The sequence below is a fragment of the Jeongeupia chitinilytica genome (genome assembly GCF_014652315.1).
GTDB classification, from domain to species: domain Bacteria; phylum Pseudomonadota; class Gammaproteobacteria; order Burkholderiales; family Chitinibacteraceae; genus Jeongeupia; species Jeongeupia chitinilytica.
On record NZ_BMYO01000003.1, the window covers coordinates 123,350 to 143,998 of the forward strand.

The following is a 20,649-nucleotide window of genomic DNA, read 5'->3' on the forward strand; positions in this document are numbered from 1 at the left end:
GGATTCGTGACCAAGTTTTGCAGCTCGACGCTTGCGGTGCCGCAGGCCAATACATGCGTGCCACAGCACGTTGCCATCATCATGGATGGCAACGGCCGCTGGGCCAAGAAACGGCTCATGCCGCGCGTCTTCGGGCACAAGAAGGGCGTCGATGCACTGCGCGAGACGGTGAAGACCTGCGATGCACTGGGTGTCCGTTACCTGACCGTTTTTGCGTTCAGTAACGAGAACTGGCGCCGTCCGGACGACGAGGTGTCGTTCCTGATGGGCCTGTTCCTCAAGGTGCTGCAGGGCGAGATCGAACGCATGCACCAGAACGGCATTCGTCTGAAAATTATCGGCAATCGCGACCGTTTCTCCGCCGAGCTGCGTGAGTGGATCGAGTCCGCCGAAGCCAGGACGGCGAACAATGCCGGCCTGACGCTGACGATTGCTGCCGACTACGGTGCGCGCTGGGATATTCTGCAGGCGGTTCATCGCCTGCAGCAGTCCGAGCCGGACAAGGCGGCATCGTTTGGCGAAGCCGAACTGACGCCATATCTGTCGATGGCCTATGCACCCGAGCCGGATCTTTTCATTCGTACCGGCGGCGAGCAGCGCATCAGCAACTTCCTGTTGTGGCAGTTGGCGTATACCGAACTGTATTTCACCGATCTGCTCTGGCCGGATTTCGATGCTGCGGCATTCGGTGCTGCAGTTGACTGGTACCGTGGGCGGGAGCGGCGCTTCGGACGCACCAGCGAGCAAGTTCAGGCGACCTCCTCATGCTGAAGCAGCGCGTACTGACGGCGCTGGTCCTGATTCCATTGATTCTGGTCGGCCTGTTTGCTTTGCCGCAAACGGCGTGGATCGGTTTCGTTGCGGTCATTCTCGGTTTTGCGGCGTGGGAATGGCAGCGCCTTGCGGGCATGGGTGGCATGGCGGCCCGGTTGTACCCGGTGTTGACGCCAGTGTTTTTCCTGTTGTTGGCAATGCCCGGTTTGAGTGTCTTGGCGTCACCGTTCGTGATGCTCGGGGTGATGCTGGCCGGCTGTTTGTTCTGGGGGCTGTTGGCGCCCGTTTGGCTCAAGGCCAAATGGCTGCTGGCCCGCGGCGGCAATGTCAATGCCTTGCTGGGTTGGGCGGTGTTGTTGCCGGCGGGGCTGGCAATGGTGGTCCTGCGCCAGGGGGGCATGGGCGGATGGGTGTTGCTCATCGTGATGGCCATCGCCTGGGTGGCCGATACAGGGGCCTACTTCAGCGGAAAGGCGTTCGGACGCCACAAGCTTGCGCCCGGCATCAGTCCCGGCAAGAGCTGGGAAGGCGTGTTTGGCGGCTTGGTCGGTGTTGGCATCTATGCGCTGCTGGTGCCCAAGACGCCGTTCGTTGGCGGTGACGCCGTTCCATCCGTGGTCTGGGTGCTTGTAGCGCTGCTGCTGACGGCACTTAGTGTCATTGGTGACCTGCTGGAGTCGCTGTTCAAGCGCCAGATCGGACTCAAGGACAGCAGTCAGTTGCTGCCCGGGCATGGTGGCGTACTGGACCGTATCGATAGTCTGCTGGCAATCCTGCCGGTTGCCGCGGCGATCTACCTTTCCTATTTGTTGTTCCATCTCGTGCCAGGGCAATAGTCCCGGCGAGGCTGAATCATGGCTCCACAAGTTCTGACCGTCCTCGGTTCGACCGGCAGCATCGGCGTAAGTACCCTCGACGTCGTCGCGCGCCATCCCGAGCGCTTTCGCGTTTATGCACTGACCGGTGCAACTCAGCTCGACAAACTGCACGCTCAGTGCCTGACGTTTGCACCTCGTTACGCCGTTGTGCTCGACGAATCGGCTGCCGACACCTTGCGCGCCAGCCTGCTGGCGTCGGGAAGCGAGACCGAAGTCCTGTGCGGGGAGTCTGCCCTCGAAGCTGTGGCCAGCGATCCGGCAGTGACGATGGTGATGGCCGCCATTGTCGGTGCTGCAGGCATGAAGCCGACGCTGGCGGCTGCGCGCGCCGGAAAGCGGGTCCTGCTCGCCAACAAGGAAACGCTGGTGCTTGCCGGCCGTCTGTTCATGGACGAAGTGGTCCGCTGCGGTGCAACGCTGTTGCCGATCGATAGTGAACACAACGCAATTTTCCAGGTGTTGCCACGCCCTTATCGGGAAGAGCCCTATGCGGGTAGCTTGCGAGGTGCGGGCGTCAAACGGATCTTGCTTACCGCGTCCGGCGGGCCGTTCCGCACGCGTCCGCTCGAGACGCTCGCACAAGTGACACCCGAAGAGGCAGTCAAGCATCCGAACTGGTCGATGGGGCGCAAGATTTCGGTCGACTCCGCTTCAATGATGAACAAGGGGCTCGAGGTCATCGAGGCGCATTGGCTGTTCAATGCCGGCGTTGACGATATCGCCGTCGTCGTTCATCCGCAGAGCATCGTGCATTCGATGGTCGAATACGTCGATGGTTCTGTGCTCGCGCAGCTGGGGGCGCCGGACATGCGTACGCCGATTGCGTACGGCATGGCTTATCCGGAGCGCGTCGAGTCCGGTGTCACCTCGCTCGACCTGTTCAGTGTCGGGCGGCTGGATTTCGAGGCGCCGGATTTTGCCCGCTTTCCCTGTCTGCGGCTGGCGTTCGACGCGTTGCGCGCCGGTGGCGCCGCGACGGCAGTGCTGAATGCGGCGAATGAAGTGGCCGTTGCCGCTTTCCTTGATCGCAGGCTTGGGTATGCCGGCATTCCGGCGTTGATCGAAGCGGTCCTCGCCGATTGTGTTGGTCAGGTGCACGCGAACAGTATCGATACGCTGATGGAGGCCGATGGCCTGGCTCGCGAGCGTTCGCAGGCCTGGTTGAGTCGCCACTGACAATGCTGCTCACCATACTGGCCTTTGTCGTTACGCTGGGTGTGCTCGTTACGGTGCACGAGTGGGGGCACTACTGGGTGGCCCGCCGCTGCGGCGTCAAGGTGCTGACCTTTTCGATCGGTTTTGGCAAGCCACTGCTGCGTTGGCGACGGGGCGACGAACAGTGGCAGCTGGCCGCCATTCCGCTCGGCGGGTTTGTCCGGATGCTCGACGAGCGCGAGGCGCCGGTATCGTCCGGCGAAATGTCGCAGGCGTTCAATCGTCAGCACCCGCTCAAGAAAATTCTGATTGTCGTTGCTGGGCCGCTCGCCAATCTCGTTCTCGCGATGCTGCTGTATGCAGGGCTTTACGTTCATGGTGTCGACGCCATCCGGCCGATTGCCGGGCAGGTGACACCTGCCTCGATTGCCGACCGGGCCGGATTCCGTCCGGGTGACGAGATCGTGTCGATTGCCGATCGACCGGTGGCCAGTTGGGATGAGGCGTTCGTTGCCTTGCTCGACGTGGCAGGAAGTGCGGTGCCGGCGAGGGTCGAAGTGCGGGATGCCGATGCGCGTGTCGTCGAGCGGCTGCTGCCGCTGGCGGAGTTGGGGCGAGAGGTTTACGAGCCGCGACTGCTGATTCGTCTCGGGTTCACGCCGTATCCATTGACGACCGTGATTGCCCGTGTCGAACCGGAGAGCGCTGCGGCGAAAGCCGGCTTGCGAGCGGGGGACGCCATCGTTTCACTCGATGGCCAGGTGCTGCGGCAATGGTCGAGTCTTCAGGCCGCCCTGCAGCGAGGCCCCATCCCTTTGGATCTTGTTGTTCGGCGCGACGGGGTTGAGCGCTCGATCGTTGTCACGCCGGCTGCGGTCGACGTGCAGGGGCATCGCATAGGTCGGCTTGGACTCGAGCCGACGATCGACGAACAGCTGTGGCAGAAGTACCAGGTGCGCTTGCAGTATCCGCCAGTGCAAGCATTGTCGGCTGCCGTGGACAAAATCGTGATCCAGACCCGACTGACGCTGGCGATGTTTGGCCGGATGATTGTCGGCAAGGCATCGCTCGATCAAGTCAGTGGTCCGCTGACCATTGCAACCTATGCCGGTGAAAGCGCCCGGCTGGGGCTGGGCAACTTCATTGAATACCTCGCGCTGATCAGCCTGAGCCTTGCAGTGCTGAACCTGCTACCAGTGCCGCTGCTGGACGGCGGCCATTTGTTGTATCATGTCGTCGAACTTTTGACCGGCCGGCCCGTATCGCCGCAGGTCGAGGCAATCGGGCAACGTATCGGTTTGACCCTTTTGCTCGCCTTGATGGCGCTCGCGCTGTTCAACGACATCCACCGACTTTTCCTGGGCTGATCGAGCCAGCATCCGACCGACAATGACATTGAAACCGCTTCATCTGCTGCTTGCTGCAGCACTGGGCTCGGCAAGCGTTGCCGCGCATGCCGTGGCACCGTTCGTGATCAAGGACATCCGGGTTGAAGGCCTGCAACGGACCGATCCCGGTACCGTGTTCAGCTATCTGCCCGTCAAGGTAGGCGATCGATTCGACGACAGCCGTGCAACCGAGTCGATCAAGTCGCTGTTTGCCACCGGCTTCTTCAACGATGTCCGCGTCGAAACGGATGGCAGCGTACTGATCGTTACGGTTGAAGAACGCCCGACGATCGCGCAAATCAACATCAACGGCTCCAAGCTGCTTGAGAAGGACCAGATCAAAACCGCGCTGAAGGGCCAGAACTTCGCCGAGGGGCGGATTTTCGACCAGGCCGTGCTTGATGCTGGCGTCAACGAACTCAAGCAGCAGTACTACTCGCGCGGCCGCTACTCGGTCATCATCAAAACGACGATCACCAAGCTCGAGCGCAACCGCGTCGGTGTGCAGTTCGACATTTCCGAGGGTGAAGTCGCCCGCATCCAGCAGATCAACGTCGTTGGCAACAAGGCTTTTTCTCACGGTGACATCGGCGACCTGTTCTCGCTGACGACCCCGAACTGGATGTCCTGGTATACCAAGACCGACCAGTATTCGAAGCAGGCGCTCAGCGCCGACCTCGAGAAGCTGCGTTCGTACTATCTCGATCGCGGTTACCTCGAGTTCAATATCGACTCCACCCAGGTGGCCATCTCCGAAAGCCGCGAGGACATGTTCCTGACGGTCAATGTGAGCGAGGGCGACAAGTTTACCGTCAGCGATATCAAGCTGGTCGGCGATACCGTCGTGCCGCGCGAGGATGTCGAAAAGCTGATCGAGCTGAAGGCTGGCGACGTGTTCTCGCGTGAAAAGCTCAACAAAACGACTTCGGCCATTTCGGATCTGCTTGGCAACGAGGGCTACGCGTTTGCAAACGTCAATGCTGTGCCGGAAATCGACAAGGACAAGCACACGGTTGCGTTTACCTTGTACGTTGATCCGGGTCGCAAGGTCTACGTTCGGCGCATCAACATCAGTGGCAACAATCTGACGCGTGACGAGGTGATTCGCCGCGAGCTGCGGCAACTCGAGTCGGCGCAGTATGACGGCGCAAAGGTCAAGCGCTCGAAGCAGCGGCTGAACCAGCTCGGCTACTTCAACGAAGTCACCATTGATACACCGATCGTTCCCGAGGCGACGGATCAGGTGGACATGAACGTCCACGTGACCGAGCAGAAGACCGGTTCGTTCAACATCGGTGCCGGCTACGGCCAATCGGAAGGTGTCGTTGTTATTTTGTCGCTCTCGCAGAGCAACTTCCTCGGTAGCGGCAAGCAGTTCACAGCCGAAATCAACACCAGCCAATCGAACAAGGTTTACTCGCTGGCGCTGACCAATCCGTATGCGACGGCGGACGGTGTGTCGCTGGGCTGGAACGTTTATCAGCGTGAAACGGACGCATCAGACCTCGATATCGGTGATTACGCGACTTCGTCGTATGGCGCCGGCATGTCGATGGGTTTTCCGGTGTCCGAAACCAACCGGATCAATTTTGGCCTCAATTACGAGCACCTTGAGCTGATTACCAACGACGGATCCCCGGGGTATATCAAGGATTTCGTCGCGGAAAACGGCAATCAATACAATAACTATCCGCTGAGCATGTCGTGGGCCCGGGATACGCGGGATAGTGGCTCCTATCCGACCAAGGGCTGGTATACGCGTGTTGCCGGCGATATTTCGCTTCCGTTTTCCGATCTGGATTATTACAAAATCCAGGGGCAGAGCCAGTTGTTCATTCCGCTGTCAAGTGAATTCACCTTGATGTGGAACCTTGAGGCCGGGTACGGTGATTCGTACGGTTCCAATACCTACCCGTTCTACAAGAACTTCTATGTCGGCGGCGTTAACACGGTTCGTGGCTTCAAGTACGGCACGATCGGCCCCAAGGACGAAGACGGAAACGGTATCGGCGGTACACGCAAACTGGTCAGCAACGTCGAGTTCCTGTTCCCCATGCCCGGCGTGAAGAACGACAAGTCAATGCGATTGTCGGTTTTCGCCGATGCAGGCGATGCCTGGGGCGAAGGGGAAGATATCGATTTTGCCACCATGCGATATTCGGTCGGCGCTGCCTTCACTTGGATTTCGCCAGTTGGTCCGCTCAAGTTGGTCTACGCGGTGCCGCTGAAGTCGGAAGAAGGGGATCAAATCGAACGCTTCCAGTTCCAGCTTGGCAAGGTGTTCTAAGTTGCGAGGTAACGGTATGAAGCGATATGCAGGATGGCTGCTTGGTGCTGTGCTGCTGACGAGCGCATCGGCATGGGCTGCGGAAATGAAAATCGGCTTCGTCGATACCGACCGCATCCTGCGCGAATCGGCGCCGGCGCAAAAGGCGGGGAAAAAGCTCGAGAAGGAGTTCGATCTTCGTCGCCAGGAGTTGCAGCGGCTTTCCGCGCAGGGCAAGAATCTTCAGGCGCAGATGGACAGACCCGGGGTGTCGGAGTCGGACCGCAAAGCGAAGGAACGCGACCTGATTCGTCTGAATCAGGATTTCCAGCGTATGCAGCGTGAACTCAACGAAGACCTCAATACGCGCCGCAATGAAGAACTTGCCGGCATCCAGGAACGCGTCAATGGCGCGATTCAACAGATCGCCAATAACGAGAAGTACGACCTGATCCTGCAGGAAGCGGCATGGCGCAATCCGCGCATCGACATCACCGACAAGGTGTTGCGACTGCTGTCGGAGAAGTGATGCCGGCCCCAATCAGGATCTCGACGCTGGCGGCGCGTTTCGGCGCCTCCGCGCATGGTGAAGACGTTCTTGTGGTGCGTGTGGCCTCGCTGGAGTCGGCGGGGCCGGATGCGCTGACGTTTCTGGCCAATCCCCGCTTCAAGCCACTGCTTGAAAGCAGTGCTGCGGGTGTGGTGGTCGTACGGGCGACCGATGCGGTGGGCTTGCGACGCCCGCATGTCATTGCCAAGGATCCCTATCTCTTTTATGCCCAAGCGGCGCAACTCCTGTATCCGCAGCGAACCGCGAATCCGGGCATTCATTCGAGCGCCTGCGTCGATCCGAGTGCGCGGGTAAGCGATGCGGCGGAAATCGGCCCGAACGTCGTGATCGGTGCCGGATCGGTGGTCGGCGCCGGATGCATCATCATGGCCAACAGCTATGTCGGCGCGCGGGTCGAGTTGGGTGACGATGTCTTGTTGCATCCGACCGTTACGCTGATGGACGACTGCCAGATCGGTAGCCGCGTGATCGTTCATCCGGGGGCGGTACTCGGTGGTGACGGGTTCGGCAATGCCTGGGCAGGCGATCACTGGGAAAAGATTCCGCAGGTCGGACGTGTCGTCATTGGCGACGACGTCGAGATTGGTGCCAATACGACCATCGATCGTGGCGCGCTGGAAGACACCGTCATCGGTAGCGGGGCAAGGATCGATAACTTGATCCAGATTGCCCACAACGTCGAGATCGGCGCGCACACGGCGCTTGCGGGCTGCGTGGGCATCGCCGGATCGACGAAAATCGGTGCGCGTTGCCAGATCGGTGGTGCTGCAATGATCAGTGGTCATCTGGAAATCTGCGACGGCGCCGTCGTGTTGGGCGGGACGCTGGTTGCCAAGTCGATCCGCGAGCCTGGCGCCTACGGTGGGCCGTACCCGATGCAGGCCCACGGAGACTGGGTCAAGAACGCCGCGCAATTGCGCCATCTCGGTGAATTGGCGCAGCGTGTCAAACAGCTGGAAAAAACAATGGCGAGCCTGAGCGTCGCCACCGGAGAGAATGAATGAGCCAAGTGATGGATGTACTCGATATCGTCAAATGCCTGCCGCACCGATACCCATTCCTGCTGGTGGACCGGGTTGTCGAACTCGAGCCGGGCAAGTCGATCAAGGCGATCAAGAACGTCACCGTCAACGAGCCGTTCTTTCAGGGGCATTTTCCGCAGTATCCGGTCATGCCGGGCGTGCTGATTCTCGAAGCGCTGGCGCAAGCCGCCGGCGTGCTCTCGTGCAAAAGCGTGGAAGAAGTGCCGGAGGACTCGCTGTATCTGTTCGCCGGCATCGACAATGCACGCTTCAAGCGGCAGGTGCTGCCGGGTGACCAATTGACGCTGTGCGTTGAGATCGTTGCGCAAAAGCGCGGCATCTGGAAGTACGCGGCGAAGGCTTATGTGGGCGAAGAGCTCGCTGCCGAAGCCGACCTGATGAGCGCGCACCGCGTCATCAAACGTTAATTGACCGCTCGGGGAACGTATATGCCGAAGATCCATCCCGCCGCGCTGGTCGATGCCAGGGCCGAGCTGGCCGACGACGTCGAGGTCGGTCCGTTCGCGGTGATCGGCCCCGACGTCCGCATCGGCGCCGGCTCGGTGGTCGGTGCCGGTGTGCAGATCGAAGGCGTGACGCGGATCGGTACCGGCAATCGTTTCCATCCGCACAGCCACATTGGTTGCGCGCCGCAGGACAAAAAGTACAAAGGCGAGCCGACCGCGCTGGAAATCGGCGACGGCAATACGTTCTTCCAGTCGATGACCGTCTCCGTCGGGACAATCCAGGATCGTGGCGTCACCCGGATCGGCAACAACAACTGGTTCATGGCGTATGCGCACATCGGTCATGATTGCGTCATCGGCGACAACACCATTTTCGCCAATGCCGTAACCCTGGGCGGGCATGTCAATGTCGCCGACTGGGCCATTCTTGGCGGCCTCAGTGCGATCCATCAGTTCTGCAGCATTGGCGCACACGCCATGGCCGGCGGTGGCTCGATCATTGTTCAGGATTTGCCGCCGTTCGTGATCTGCGAGGGCAATCGTGCCGTGGCGCGAGGCATCAACAGCGAAGGGCTGAAGCGTCGCGGCTTCAGTGCCGAGGCGATTGCACGGGTCAAGCAGGCTTATCGCCAGCTCTATCGCCAAGGTCTGCCGTTCGACGAGGCCAGGGCAACGATCGAGGCGGACGCTGCCGCGGCGCCGGAGCTCCAGTGCTTCGTCGACTTTTTCGCCGTGAGCCAGCGCGGCATCATTCGCTAACCCCTTATATGACGAGCCGATGAACGATCGACTCTTTGAAGCCGGACGGCGCGGGCCCCGCATCGCCATTGTGGTGGGCGAGGCCTCGGGCGACCTGCTCGGATCTCAGCTGATGCACGCGCTCAAGGCCCGACTGCCTGACGCGCAGTTTTCCGGCATCGCCGGTCCGAAAATGATGGCCGCTGGCGCATACAGCATGGTGCCGATGGAAAGTCTGGCCGTGCGTGGTTACGTCGAGGTGCTCAAGCACCTGCCGCGGCTGATTGGCATTCGCCGGCGTCTGAAGAAAGCCATTCTTGCCGAGCGGCCCGACTTGCTGATCGGAATCGACGCGCCGGATTTCAATCTGGGTCTGGAGGCCGCCGCCAAGGCTGCCGGCATTCCGACCGTACACTACGTCGGGCCGTCGGTGTGGGCATGGCGGCCGGAGCGCCTGAAAAAGATCGGCGCAGCAGTGTCGCACATCCTGCTGCTGTTTCCGTTCGAGGAAGAGATCTATCGCGAGGCCCGGATTCCGGCGACCTACGTCGGTCATCCGCTCGCGGATCTGATGCCGGTGCAGCCGGATCAGGCTGCGCTGCGCGAGCAACTCGACATCGGCACGACCGGCCCGGTTTTCGCGTTGCTGCCGGGCAGTCGCCAGAACGAGCTGGAAATGCTCGGCGCATTGTTTGTCGAGACGGCCAAGCGCTTGCACGAGCGTTTTCCCGATGCGACCTTCCTGGTGCCGTTCATTACCCGGGAAACCCGGCTGTATTTCGAGAACGAAATGTGGCGCCAGGGGGCGCAAACGCTGCCGTTCCGCCTGATGTTCGGGCACGCGCACGAAGCCATGCAGGCGGCGGATGCGATCCTGGTAGCCTCCGGTACGGCGGCGCTGGAAGCAATGCTGGCCAAGCGGCCGACGGTCGTAACGTACCGGATTACCGATTTCACCTACCGGATGGTGAAAAAGAAATTGCGTCTTCCGTACGTCAGTCTTCCCAATGTGCTGGAGGGCCGTTTCGTATTGCCGGAACTGATCCAGCACGAGGCGACGGCCGAAAACATCAGTCAGGCGCTCGCCAATCTTGTGGTGGACAAACGGCTGGCAGGCAAGCTGGCCGAGTGTTTTACCGCGCACCACGAAGCCTTGCGCTGCAATGCCGCCGAACGTGCTGCCGATGCGGTGATCCGGCTTTTGGGGGTGCGGGCATGACGCTGGTGTGCGGCGTCGACGAGGCGGGGCGGGGGCCGCTGGCCGGCTCGGTCTATGCTGCCGCCGTCATCCTGCCGGTCAATCACGGTATCGTCGGGCTGAATGACTCGAAGAAGTTGTCCGAAAAGAAGCGCGAGCAACTGTTTCCGCTGATCCAGCAACGTGCGGTTGCGTGGGCGGTCGCCAGTGCGAGCGCCGCTGAAATCGACGAGATTAACATCCTGCAGGCCACCTTTCTCGCCATGCGGCGGGCGATCGAAGCCTTGCCCGTGGCGGCCACTTCGGCGCAGATCGACGGCAACCGGATTCCGCCGCGCTTGACGATTCCGGCGGAGGCCATCATCCAGGGGGATGCCAAGGTGGAGTCGATTGCCGCGGCGTCGATCCTGGCCAAGGTTTCGCGTGATCGAGAGGCGCTCGAGCTCGAGGCACGCTACCCGGGTTACGGTATGGCGAAACACAAGGGGTATCCGACCGCGGCGCACCTCGAAGCGTTGCAGCGTCTGGGGCCGACCCCGGAGCATCGCCGCAGCTTCGGTCCGGTCAGGGCCTTGCTGTCACGGTCGGACCTGTTCTGACTGTTGCAAAAACCGGGGTGATGCAGGCGACGGCGCGCATTAGGCGTTGCCGCGGCGCAAGTGCATCACCGACAATGAACCGACAAAAAATAGCTCAGGGATAGGGACGATGTTTGTTGTCATCGGCTACATTTTCATGTGCGCCTGCATTTTCGGGGCCTACGCAGCGCATGGCGGTCATCTGGCCGTGCTTTGGCAGCCCACGGAAATCGTCATCATCTTTGGCGGGGCGCTTGGTGCAATGATCGTCGGCTACGGCGGCAAGCCGCTCAAGGCGGTCCTGAAATCGCTGCCGTCCCTGTTCAAGGGGAGCGCCTACAGCAAGGCGTTCTACATGGACCTGTTTGCGCTGATGTTCGAATTGCTGAGCAAGGTGCGCAAGGAAGGCCTGATGTCGATCGAAGCCGACGTCGAAGATCCGCACAACAGCCCCGTCTTCGCCAAGTACGAGCGGATTGCCAAAGACCATCACCTGATCGAGTTCATCACCGATTACCTACGCCTGATGGTCGGCGGCAATCTCAATGCCTTCGAAATCGAGAACCTGATGGATGTCGAAATCGATACCCATCATCATGAAGCCGCCGTGCCGGCCACCGCTATCACCAAGCTCGCCGACGGCCTGCCGGCGTTCGGTATCGTCGCCGCGGTCATGGGCGTCGTGCACACGATGGGTTCGCTGCACCTGCCGCCATCGGAGCTGGGCGGCCTGATCGGTGCGGCACTGGTCGGGACTTTTCTGGGTATTTTGCTGGCATACGGCTTCGTCGGGCCGTTGGCCCAGATCCTCGAACGCAAGGTCGAGGAATCGAGCCAGGTCCTCAATACCGTCAAGGTGACGCTGCTGGCGAGCCTGAACGGTTATGCGCCCCAGGTGGCGGTCGAGTTCGGCCGCAAGGCGCTGAGCTCGACCGAACGGCCGTCGTTCAAGGAGCTTGAGGACTTCGTCAAGCAGGCCAAGGCCAAGTAGCCGGAGAGATGAGCGATGAGTGACGAATCGCAACGGCCCATTGTCGTCAAGCGCGTAAAAAAAGGCGGCCATGGCCATCACGGTGGCGCCTGGAAAATCGCCTACGCCGACTTCGTGACCGCGATGATGGCCTTCTTCCTGTTGATGTGGCTGCTTGGTTCGGTGTCCAAGGGCAACCTCAAGGGGATTGCCGACTACTTCTCGAACCCGCTCAAGGTCGCCAGCCGCGGCGGCGAAGGGGCCGGTGATGCCGATTCGCTGGTCAAAGGTGGTGGGAAGGACTTGTCACAAAAAACGGGTCAGCTCAAAAAAGGCACGCCGACCATCGAGGATCAGCAGAAGGACAAAAACCGGCTTTCGGCACTGAAAAAGAAGTTCGAAACGCTGATGAATGACAAGGCCAAGAAAAACAGCAAGCTGGCCCAGTTCAAGGACCAGCTGCGACTGGATATGGTTGCGGAAGGCTTGCGCATCCAGATCGTCGACAAGCAGAACCGGCCGATGTTCAAGTCCGGCTCCAGCGAGCTGGAGCCGTACGCAGCAGAAATCCTCGATGAAATTGCGCAACTGCTGAATGATGTGCCCAATTCGGTATCGATATCCGGTCATACCGATGCCCAGCAGTATGCCAGCGGCCAGCGCGGCTTCAGCAACTGGGAGCTGTCGGCGGATCGGGCCAATACGGCGCGGCGCGAGCTGATTCACGGCAGCCTGTCCGAGCAAAAGGTCTTGCGCGTCAACGGCTTTGCCGACGAGGTGCCGCTGGATGCCGGCAACCGCCTTAACCCGGTGAACCGCCGCATCAGTATTGTCGTGCTCAACAAAGAGGCAGAAGGCGACATCCGGGAGCAGGCTGGCATGTCAGCCAGCGAGGCGAGTGCACCGCAGCAAGCAGGCGCATGACCGTCATTTTTCGTATCGTTCTGCTGCAGTGCGTCGCGCTGGGAGTGACGTTGCTGGCGCAATGGTGGATGCCTGTGTCGGCGCCGGTCCTGATGGGTTTCGCCTCGCTTGCTGGCGGTGGATTGGCTGCACTTCACTTTCGGCGCTGGTGGATGGCATTGTTGAATGCGGTGATGCCGCCGGTAGGTTTGCTGGCGCTTTCAGGGAATATCCCGTCGTGGTTCTGGCTGGTGGCCGCCATCCTGACCTGGGCGATCGGCGCCGGCGCATTCCGGTCGCGGGTGCCGCTCTACCTGTCGAACCGCGGTGCGTTGCGACAACTCGAGCCGCTGATTCCCCAAGGGGCGCACGTCATCGACCTTGGCGCCGGCACCGGGACGGTGCTGGCCTGGCTGGCGCGCAGACGCCCTGATCTGCGTCTCACCGGCGTCGAACTGGCGTGGTTGCCGTGGTGTGCCGGCTGGTTGCGCCTTCGCAAGCGCGGCGTGAACTGGCATCGGGCGGACGCCTTTGCGATCGACCTCGCGGCGTACGATGTGGTCTACGCCTATCTGTCGCCAGCGCCGATGGCGGCGCTATGGAACAAGGCGCGCGCCGAAATGGCAAGCAGCGCCATACTGATCAGTAACAGCTTTGAAATCGATGGCGTTCCGCCGCATGCAAGGCATCCGGTCGGTGACTGGAAACAGAGTGAGTTGCTCGTATGGCATCCCAATTCGCAGACTCGTCCGGTAGCCGGCGCATGAGTGTGCCGCCGGCCCGCTTCGAGGTGCCGCTTCCTGCATTGCTGGCGACGCGCGAGCGACTGGCTGCCATGTTGCGACGGGCGGAGCGGATCAAGCCTGCGGAGGTCGCCGAAGTCGTGCTCACCGATCCGCTGCTGACCGCGACCGTGCTGCGCGATATCAGTCGCCGCCCTCGAACGAGCGTCAGTGTCGACGTGACCTCGATCGAGGCCGCAGTGATGCTGTTTGGGGTCCTGCCGTTTCTGGAGCGACATGCCCGTGGCGTGGTGCTCGAAACGCAGCTGGCCGGCGATGAAGAGCGTCTGGGTCGTTGTCTGGCGCTGGTGTCGCGTGCTCAGCTGGCCGCCAGAACCGCCCGGCGTGCCGCGGTCGAACGCATGGATGCCCGGCCGGAAGAACCGCAGGTCGCGGCCTTGCTTGCCTCGCTGGTGGAACTGCTGACGCAGCTGTTTGGCGAGGAGCCGGGGTTGCAGTGTGCCGACCTGCTGCAGGCGTGGCAGTTTCCCGAGGCGCTCTGCCAGCTGTGTACAGACGGCGAGCCGGTTTCGCACCGGCAGCAGCTGCAGCAGGCGTTGCTGGCCCTGGTTCGAGCGCTCGAGTCCGGCTGGTGGCTCGACGCCGTGACCGACGCGTTGCAAGAGGCCGCCATTGCGCTGGATCGCCCGGAAGAGCTGGTCTGGCAACTGGTCCGGGAGTCGCTGCTGGCGCATGCTCGCGCGCCCCTGGCCGCCATGGTCATGCCGCCGGCGCGCTGGCTGCCGATGCTGCCCGGGGCGTGGCCGCGCGCCGCGCCGACCAAGGATGTGCTGGCGGAGCGGATGCAGGCGCTGCATCTGGCCGGTTTGCAGGGCTTGCCGGCGAACCAGATCATGCGTCTGTCGGTGCAGGCTTTGCGGGAAGGGCTGCAGATGCGGCGGGTGCTGCTGGCAATTCCGCAGGAGCGGCAGCTGTTGGCGCGTTTCTGCATCGGCGCCGACGACAATGATCCGTTGCGTGCCTTTGCCTTGTCGATGGACGAGCCGCAGCTGTTTTCCCAGCTGATGCGAAAGCCGCAAGCAGTCTGGCTGAGCGCCGAAAGCCGGCCGCAGTTGCTGCCGCAACTTGGCGGTGCCGTGCTGGCGACCGTTGGTTCCGCGGATTTCTGCGCGATGTCGCTGTTCGTCGGAGACAAACCCGTCGGCATGCTGTTTGCCGACCGGCCGGAATCGATGCCGATCGACGCGCAGGTCTATCAACACTTCAAACAAATCTGCCAGCTGACGAGTCGCGCACTTGCCAGCCGGACCGTGCCGTAATGCTCCAAGACCTTATTCAGTCCGCCCAGAATCCGCTCTACAAGCAGCTGCACAAGCTCGCAACGCAACGCCGCGACCGGCTCAAGCTCGGTTTGACGCTGCTCGACGGCCCGCATCTGATCGACGCCGCACTCTCGGCAAACTGGCCACTGCAACGGCTGATCGTGACCGAGGGCGGCATGCAGCGGCCCGAGGTGGCGCAGTTGCTCGCCCGGGCGGGGTTGCCGGTGCATCCGATGGCCGACATGCTGTTTGCCACGCTGACCGAATTGCCGAGTCCGACCGGCGTGCTGGCACTGACCGCGATTCCCGTTGCGCCGGCCGCCAGAACGAACGGTTTCGTGTTGTTGCTTGACGGCATTCAGGATCCCGGCAACGTCGGAACATTGCTGCGCACCGCGGCTGCGGCAGGGGTCGATCAGGCGTGGCTGTCCCCCGGGTGCGCCGACGCGTGGTCGCCCCGGGTGCTCCGCGCCGCAATGGGCGCGCATTTCGTGCTGCCGCTGATCGAGCGCGCGCCGCTGGGGGCGTTGCTCGACGGCTTTGCCGGCCCGCTGGCAGCGACGTTGCTCGACGGCGGGGTCGATCTCTATCAGGCTGATCTGGTCGGCGATCTGGCGCTGGTGCTCGGTGCAGAGGGGCTCGGTGTGTCCCCGGAACTGGCTGCGCGCGCCGGCAAGCGCTTGCGCATTCCGATGGCCGCCGGCATCGAGTCATTGAACGTGGGTGCTGCTGCGGCGATCTGCCTGTACGAGCGCGTGCGGCAGCTTGGCGGTGTGCCGCGGGTATAATCGCCGTTTTAAAGTCCGGCCTGAACGCATGAGTGCATTTCCCGAAGGTGTCTGCTTCGACGCCATTTTGCCGCTGGTCTGGCAGCCCGATGCGCGTTGGCAGCCGTTCGAAGTGGCGCGCTATCTCGATGTCCTGGCTGATTTCGACGTCACCGAGCGTGCCGAGCCGATTTCGGCCGAGCAGGGCAGACTCGATCTGCAGCTGATCTGGCTGGCGCGACTGGCCAACCCCATCTTGCCGGCGCCGGCGGGCGTCACGGTCGGGCTGGAGTTCGTCCGTTGGCAAGGGGGCGGTGTCAGCATCGGCGAGCGCGGCTGCCTGTCGATCGCGCCCGGTGAGGCGTTGCCGCATCTGCTGGCGCTGCCGGCAGAAATTGTCGCGATCGATGCGGCGATGGCAACGGTTACGGCGCGATGGCAGCTTGATCATCCGGCGGCCCGTGATGCGTTCGAGCGCTATGTGTTTCGCCGGCATCGGGAGCAGATCCGCCACGATCGCGAGGCGAAATCGTGAGCGCCCTGGCAGATCAAGTCCCCGCGGCATGGCGGGAGGCGCTGGCGCCGGTCAGTGAGAGTGCCGGATTCGCAAGCCTGTCGGCTTTCCTCGATGCGGAACTGGCGGCCGGCAAAACCGTCCATCCGCCGCGCGAACACTGGTTTGCCGCGCTTGCCGAGTTGGCGCCGAACGACGTTCGCGTCGTGATTCTCGGGCAAGATCCCTATCATGGCGCCGGCGAGGCGCATGGCTTGAGCTTTTCGGTGCCGTACGGGGTGAAAACGCCGCCGAGCCTGCGCAACATCTGGCAGGAGATCGCGCGTGACCTTGGCATCACCCCGCCGCAGCACGGCAATCTGAAGGGCTGGGCGAGGCAGGGTGTGCTGCTGCTGAACAGCGTCCTGACCGTCGAGGCTGACAGGGCCGGTTCGCATGCCAAACGTGGCTGGGAGGCCGTGACCGACGCGGTGATCCGCGAGCTGGCGCAGCGCCATGACGGGCTTGTGTTCATGCTCTGGGGTGCCTACGCGCAAAAGAAAGCCGGTCATGTCGATGCGGGCCGGCATTGCGTGCTCGAATCGGCACACCCGTCGCCACTGTCGGCCTATCGCGGCTTCCTCGGCAACGGCCATTTCTCTGCGGCCAACGCCTATCTCGAACAACACGGAAAGGCGCCCATCAACTGGGCGCGAGTCGAATGAGCCAGAAACTACTGAGTTTTGATATCGGCGGTACGCAGATCAAGTACGGCATCGTCAGCGACAGCGGCGAAGTGCTGCTTGCACACTCGGTGCCGACGCAGGCGCAGGAGGGGGGCGCGGCCTTGCTCGACCGCCTGGTTGCCTTGGCGCGACCGGTCGTTGCGCAAAACGAGGTGTGCGGCATCGCCATCAGTTCGCTCGGTCTGGTCGATGCAGAAAGCGGTCGGATTCTTGGCGCTGCCGAAGCGGTGCCGGACTATGTCGGCATGTCGCCAAAGCGGGCGCTCGAGACGGCGTTCGGTCTGCCGGTCACGATCGAGAACGACGTCAACTGCGTTGCGCTGGCCGAAGGCTGGCAGGGTTCGGCCAAGGGCATCAGGCACTACATTGCGCTGGCGATCGGTACCGGCATCGGTGGCGGCATCGTCATCGACGGCAAGTTGTACCAGGGCGCGCGCTCGGCCGCCGGCGAGTGGGGCTATATGCGCATTGCCGACCGTTGCTGGGAAAACCACGCATCGATGCGCGGCCTCGTCACCGAGGCCATCCGCGTCAGTGGCCGTAGCGACTGGGATGGCCGGTCGGTGTTCGCTGCGCGCGATGCCGGCGACGCGCAGATGGGGCGCGTCGTTGAAGAGTGGCTCGATCTGCTGGCGACGGGCATCGTCAACCTGATCTATGTGCTTAACCCGGAGCGCGTGATCGTCGGTGGCGGCATCAGTAGCCGCGGCGAGCGTTTCCTGAACGAGCTGCATGCCGCGATCAGCGTGCGCATCGAGCCTGGCTTCCGCAACATGAGTGACGTCGTGCTTGCCAGTGCCGGCAACAATGCCGGCATGATCGGCGCGGCGCGCAACTGGTTTCAAAGCAAGCGGCTGTTCTGACCTCCAATAACAACCAAGGGCGAGACTGATCATGAAAATCCTGTTCAACCACCTGGGCTTCGAGCCGCAGACCCGCAAGCAGGCATTGATCGAAGCGCCGGCCGATGCCGCGCTGACGACATTCGCCATTCATGACGCCGAAACGCGCGAGTGCGTGCATCGCGGTGCGGTTCGCGCCGAAGGTGGCGTGGCCCGCTGGAAGAACTGGCACTTCTGGTCGGCCGACTTCTCGGCACTGACCACCCCGGGCGAGTACTTCATCGTGGTCGACGGCGTGACCCCGGCGCTGGTATCGCACACTTTCGCGATCGGCGAAGGCCTGTTCGGTGAGCTGCTGCTGTCCGACATCATCCATTACATCAAGGGCCAGCGCTGTACCGGGCTGTACGACCTGGCCGACCGGTCCCGGCCGAAGTGGGGTTCGGACGAGCGTCGCGACGTGCACGGCGGCTGGTATGACGCTTCGGGTGACTGTTCCAAATACCTGAGTCACCTGTCGTTTGCGCAGTTCATGAACCCGCAGCAGACGCCGCAGGTCGTCTGGAACCTGATCGACGGTCTCGCGCAGCTGCCGGATCAACCGAAGTGGTTCAACGAGCGCATCGTTGACGAAGCGCTGCATGGTGCCGATTTCCTCGTTCGCATGCAGGATCCGGCCGGTTACTTTTACATGACCGTCTTCGACCAGTGGAGCAAGGACGAAAACCGTCGCGACATCTGCGAGTACAAGACGCAGAAGGGGGACAAGTACGACACCTACCAGTCCGCCTGGCGCCACGGTGCCGGCAGCGCGATTGCCGCACTGGCACGGGCATCGACGCTGGGGCGTGACGGCGAAGGGTTTGCCCGTGCCGATTACCTCAAGGCTGCGCGGACCGGGTTTGCCCATCTCGAGGCCAACAACATCGCTTATCTGGAAGATGGCGTCGAGAACATCATCGACGACTACTGCGCGCTGCTGGCCGCAACCGAGCTGCTGGCGGTGACCGGCGACGGTGTCTATGCCGATGCCGCGACGCGCCGGGTGCTGAACCTGCTCGAGCGCCAGCAGATGGAGGGCTGGTTTGCAGCCGATGCAGCGGGCGAACGCAGCTATTTCCATGCCGCGGAGTCCGGTCTGCCGTACATCGCACTGATGCGATATCTGGAGGTCGTACCGGCGAGCCCGCTGGCCGGCCGCATTCGCGAAACGCTGCGCAATGCGTACGAGTACGAGCTGCGCATCACCGGTGAGGTGACGAATCCGTTCGGTTATCCGCGTCAGTACGTCAAACTGCCGGGGCAGGATGCCAAGGTGCAGTTCTTCATTCCGCACGACAACGGCACCGGCTACTGGTGGCAGGGTGAAAATGCCCGGCTCGGCTCGGTGGCTGCGTCGGCTGGCCGTGCTGCAGCGCTGTTTGCCGGCGAAGGCGATCTGGCTGACCGTATCGCGGCCTACGGCCAGAATGCGCTCGACTGGGTGCTGGGCGCCAATCCGTACGATGCCTGCATGCTGCAAGGCTGGGGGCGCAACAACCCGCGTTACGAGCCGGGCTACTACAATGCGCCCGGTGGCGTGTGCAATGGCATTACCGGCGGCTTCGACGACGATCAGGACATCGACTTCAAGAAATCTGCCGATGCGACCATGGCACACAGCTGGCGCTGGACCGAACAATGGATGCCGCACGGCGCGTGGCTGTTCCTCGCGCTGTGCACCCGACTGAAAAAGGAAAACTGATATGGCAATCGTGGTGACCGGCGCAGCCGGCTTTATCGGCTCGAACATCGTCAAGGGGCTGAATGCCCGTGGCGAAACCGACATCATCGCCGTCGACAACCTCACTCGCGGCGACAAGTTCCGCAATCTGGCCGACACCCAGATCAGCCACTTCGTCGACAAAAACGATTTCATTGCCGAGCTGGCCAGTGGCCGCTACGACGGTGAAGTCACCGCCATCCTGCACCAGGGCGCGTGCTCCGACACCATGGAGCACAACGGCAAGTACATGATGGAGAACAACTATCAGTACACGCTGGGTCTGTTCGAATGGTGTCAGGCCGAGGAGGCGCAGTTCATCTATGCATCGAGTGCGGCAACCTACGGCAACGGCGACAACGGCTTCCGCGAAGATCCGGAATGCGAAGGCCCGCTCAACGTCTACGGCTATTCGAAGCTGTTGTTCGATCAGGTTTTGCGCCGTCGTTGGGAGGAGCTCTCCGCGCAGGCGGTCGGCTTCCGATACTTCAACGTCTATGGTCCGCGCGAATGGCACAAGGGCCGGATGGCATCGGTGGCGTTCCACAACTTCAACCAGTATCGCGAGTCGGGCAAGGTCAAGCTGTTCGGCGAGTACGGCGGCTATGTGCCGGGCGGCCATCTGCGCGATTTCGTGTCGGTCGAGGACATCGTCAAGGCCAACCTGTGGTTCCTCGACAATGACGAAGTCTGCGGCATCTACAACCTTGGCTCGGGTCAGGCGCAACCGTTCAACGACGTAGCGTCGACCGTGGTCAATACCTGCCGTGCCGCCGAGGGCAAGTCGATCCTGACGCTCGACGAGATGGTCGGCAACGGCATCCTCGAGTACATCGACTTCCCCGATGCGCTCAAGGGCAAGTACCAGTGTCATACCGAAGCCGATCTGACACTGCTGCGCGAAGCCGGCTATACCGAAGCGTTCCTCACCGTGCAGGAAGGCGTGTCGCGTTATGTGGAATCGCTGCTTCAGGGCTGATCCGACATGATGCACGCACAAAAAGCCGGCGAAAGCCGGCTTTTTGCTTTCCGTTGATCGGGGTGGGTGAAAATTTTGTGTAAGAAT

General features: G+C 62.0%; 21 protein-coding genes. All 21 read left to right on the forward strand.

Annotation, left to right across the window (positions count from 1 at the left end):
• The first annotated feature begins 6 nt into the window (after positions 1–6).
• The 21 genes from uppS (at position 7) to rfaD (ending at position 20,562) form a co-directional block, all read left to right on the forward strand.
• Entirely contained in the window at positions 7–771 is a 765-nt protein-coding gene (gene uppS / locus IE097_RS06445; RefSeq protein WP_189459344.1) for a polyprenyl diphosphate synthase, read from the forward strand.
• Positions 765–1,610: a phosphatidate cytidylyltransferase gene (locus IE097_RS06450; RefSeq protein WP_189459345.1), complete on the forward strand. Its 846-nt coding sequence runs from the start codon at positions 765–767 to the stop codon at positions 1,608–1,610. The genes uppS and IE097_RS06450 overlap by 7 nt, the downstream gene beginning before the upstream one ends.
• Positions 1,611–1,628: 18 nt before the next feature.
• Positions 1,629–2,828: a 1-deoxy-D-xylulose-5-phosphate reductoisomerase gene (ispC, locus tag IE097_RS06455; protein ID WP_189459346.1), complete on the forward strand. Its 1,200-nt coding sequence runs from the start codon at positions 1,629–1,631 to the stop codon at positions 2,826–2,828.
• A 2-nt stretch (positions 2,829–2,830) separates the two neighbouring features.
• A complete protein-coding gene (gene rseP, locus IE097_RS06460) occupies positions 2,831–4,174 on the forward strand; it encodes an RIP metalloprotease RseP (protein WP_189459347.1) in 1,344 nt (447 codons plus the stop codon).
• A gap of 28 nt (positions 4,175–4,202) precedes the next feature.
• Positions 4,203–6,482: an outer membrane protein assembly factor BamA gene (gene bamA, locus IE097_RS06465; protein WP_229797461.1), complete on the forward strand. Its 2,280-nt coding sequence runs from the start codon at positions 4,203–4,205 to the stop codon at positions 6,480–6,482.
• Positions 6,483–6,531: 49 nt separating this feature from the next.
• Complete coding sequence (locus IE097_RS06470) at positions 6,532–6,990, forward strand: OmpH/Skp family outer membrane protein (RefSeq protein WP_229797462.1); 459 nt, start codon at positions 6,532–6,534, stop codon at positions 6,988–6,990.
• Positions 6,990–8,036: a UDP-3-O-(3-hydroxymyristoyl)glucosamine N-acyltransferase gene (gene lpxD / locus IE097_RS06475; RefSeq protein WP_189459652.1), complete on the forward strand. Its 1,047-nt coding sequence runs from the start codon at positions 6,990–6,992 to the stop codon at positions 8,034–8,036. Before IE097_RS06470 ends, lpxD begins: the two co-directional genes overlap by 1 nt.
• Positions 8,033–8,482, forward strand: coding sequence for a 3-hydroxyacyl-ACP dehydratase FabZ (gene fabZ / locus IE097_RS06480; RefSeq protein WP_189459349.1), 450 nt, complete (start codon positions 8,033–8,035; stop codon positions 8,480–8,482). The genes lpxD and fabZ overlap by 4 nt, the downstream gene beginning before the upstream one ends.
• 21 nt (positions 8,483–8,503) lie before the next feature.
• The gene (gene lpxA, locus IE097_RS06485; protein WP_189459350.1) at positions 8,504–9,280 is read left to right on the forward strand and encodes an acyl-ACP--UDP-N-acetylglucosamine O-acyltransferase; all 777 of its coding nucleotides are present in this window, start codon (positions 8,504–8,506) and stop codon (positions 9,278–9,280) included.
• 19 nt (positions 9,281–9,299) lie between these two features.
• Complete coding sequence (lpxB, locus tag IE097_RS06490) at positions 9,300–10,478, forward strand: lipid-A-disaccharide synthase (protein WP_189459351.1); 1,179 nt, start codon at positions 9,300–9,302, stop codon at positions 10,476–10,478.
• Positions 10,475–11,056 carry a ribonuclease HII gene (gene rnhB, locus IE097_RS06495; RefSeq protein ID WP_189459352.1) on the forward strand — a complete coding sequence of 194 codons (582 nt, stop codon included), beginning with the start codon at positions 10,475–10,477 and terminating at the stop codon, positions 11,054–11,056. Before lpxB ends, rnhB begins: the two co-directional genes overlap by 4 nt.
• Positions 11,057–11,165: 109 nt before the next feature.
• Positions 11,166–12,026: a flagellar motor stator protein MotA gene (gene motA / locus IE097_RS06500; protein ID WP_189459353.1), complete on the forward strand. Its 861-nt coding sequence runs from the start codon at positions 11,166–11,168 to the stop codon at positions 12,024–12,026.
• 15 nt (positions 12,027–12,041) lie between these two features.
• On the forward strand, positions 12,042–12,929 hold the full coding sequence (motB, locus tag IE097_RS06505; RefSeq protein WP_189459354.1) for a flagellar motor protein MotB: 888 nt from the start codon (positions 12,042–12,044) through the stop codon (positions 12,927–12,929).
• Positions 12,926–13,675, forward strand: a complete 750-nt coding sequence (locus IE097_RS06510) for a class I SAM-dependent methyltransferase (protein WP_189459355.1) — start codon at positions 12,926–12,928, stop codon at positions 13,673–13,675. The genes motB and IE097_RS06510 overlap by 4 nt, the downstream gene beginning before the upstream one ends.
• Positions 13,672–14,970, forward strand: a complete 1,299-nt coding sequence (locus IE097_RS06515; protein WP_189459356.1) for an HDOD domain-containing protein — start codon at positions 13,672–13,674, stop codon at positions 14,968–14,970. The genes IE097_RS06510 and IE097_RS06515 overlap by 4 nt, the downstream gene beginning before the upstream one ends.
• Positions 14,970–15,761 (forward strand): TrmH family RNA methyltransferase, encoded by a 792-nt coding sequence (locus IE097_RS06520; protein WP_189459357.1) that lies wholly within the window; start codon positions 14,970–14,972, stop codon positions 15,759–15,761. Before IE097_RS06515 ends, IE097_RS06520 begins: the two co-directional genes overlap by 1 nt.
• Positions 15,762–15,789: 28 nt before the next feature.
• Entirely contained in the window at positions 15,790–16,275 is a 486-nt protein-coding gene (locus IE097_RS06525) for a PilZ domain-containing protein (RefSeq protein WP_189459358.1), read from the forward strand.
• Entirely contained in the window at positions 16,272–16,958 is a 687-nt protein-coding gene (locus IE097_RS06530; RefSeq protein ID WP_189459359.1) for a uracil-DNA glycosylase, read from the forward strand. The genes IE097_RS06525 and IE097_RS06530 overlap by 4 nt, the downstream gene beginning before the upstream one ends.
• A complete protein-coding gene (locus IE097_RS06535) occupies positions 16,955–17,842 on the forward strand; it encodes an ROK family protein (RefSeq protein ID WP_189459360.1) in 888 nt (295 codons plus the stop codon). Before IE097_RS06530 ends, IE097_RS06535 begins: the two co-directional genes overlap by 4 nt.
• Before the next feature lie 31 nt (positions 17,843–17,873).
• Positions 17,874–19,565: a glycoside hydrolase family 9 protein gene (locus tag IE097_RS06540; protein WP_189459361.1), complete on the forward strand. Its 1,692-nt coding sequence runs from the start codon at positions 17,874–17,876 to the stop codon at positions 19,563–19,565.
• Between the two features lies 1 nt (position 19,566).
• Complete coding sequence (rfaD, locus tag IE097_RS06545; RefSeq protein WP_189459362.1) at positions 19,567–20,562, forward strand: ADP-glyceromanno-heptose 6-epimerase; 996 nt, start codon at positions 19,567–19,569, stop codon at positions 20,560–20,562.
• The last annotated feature ends 87 nt before the right edge of the window (positions 20,563–20,649 follow it).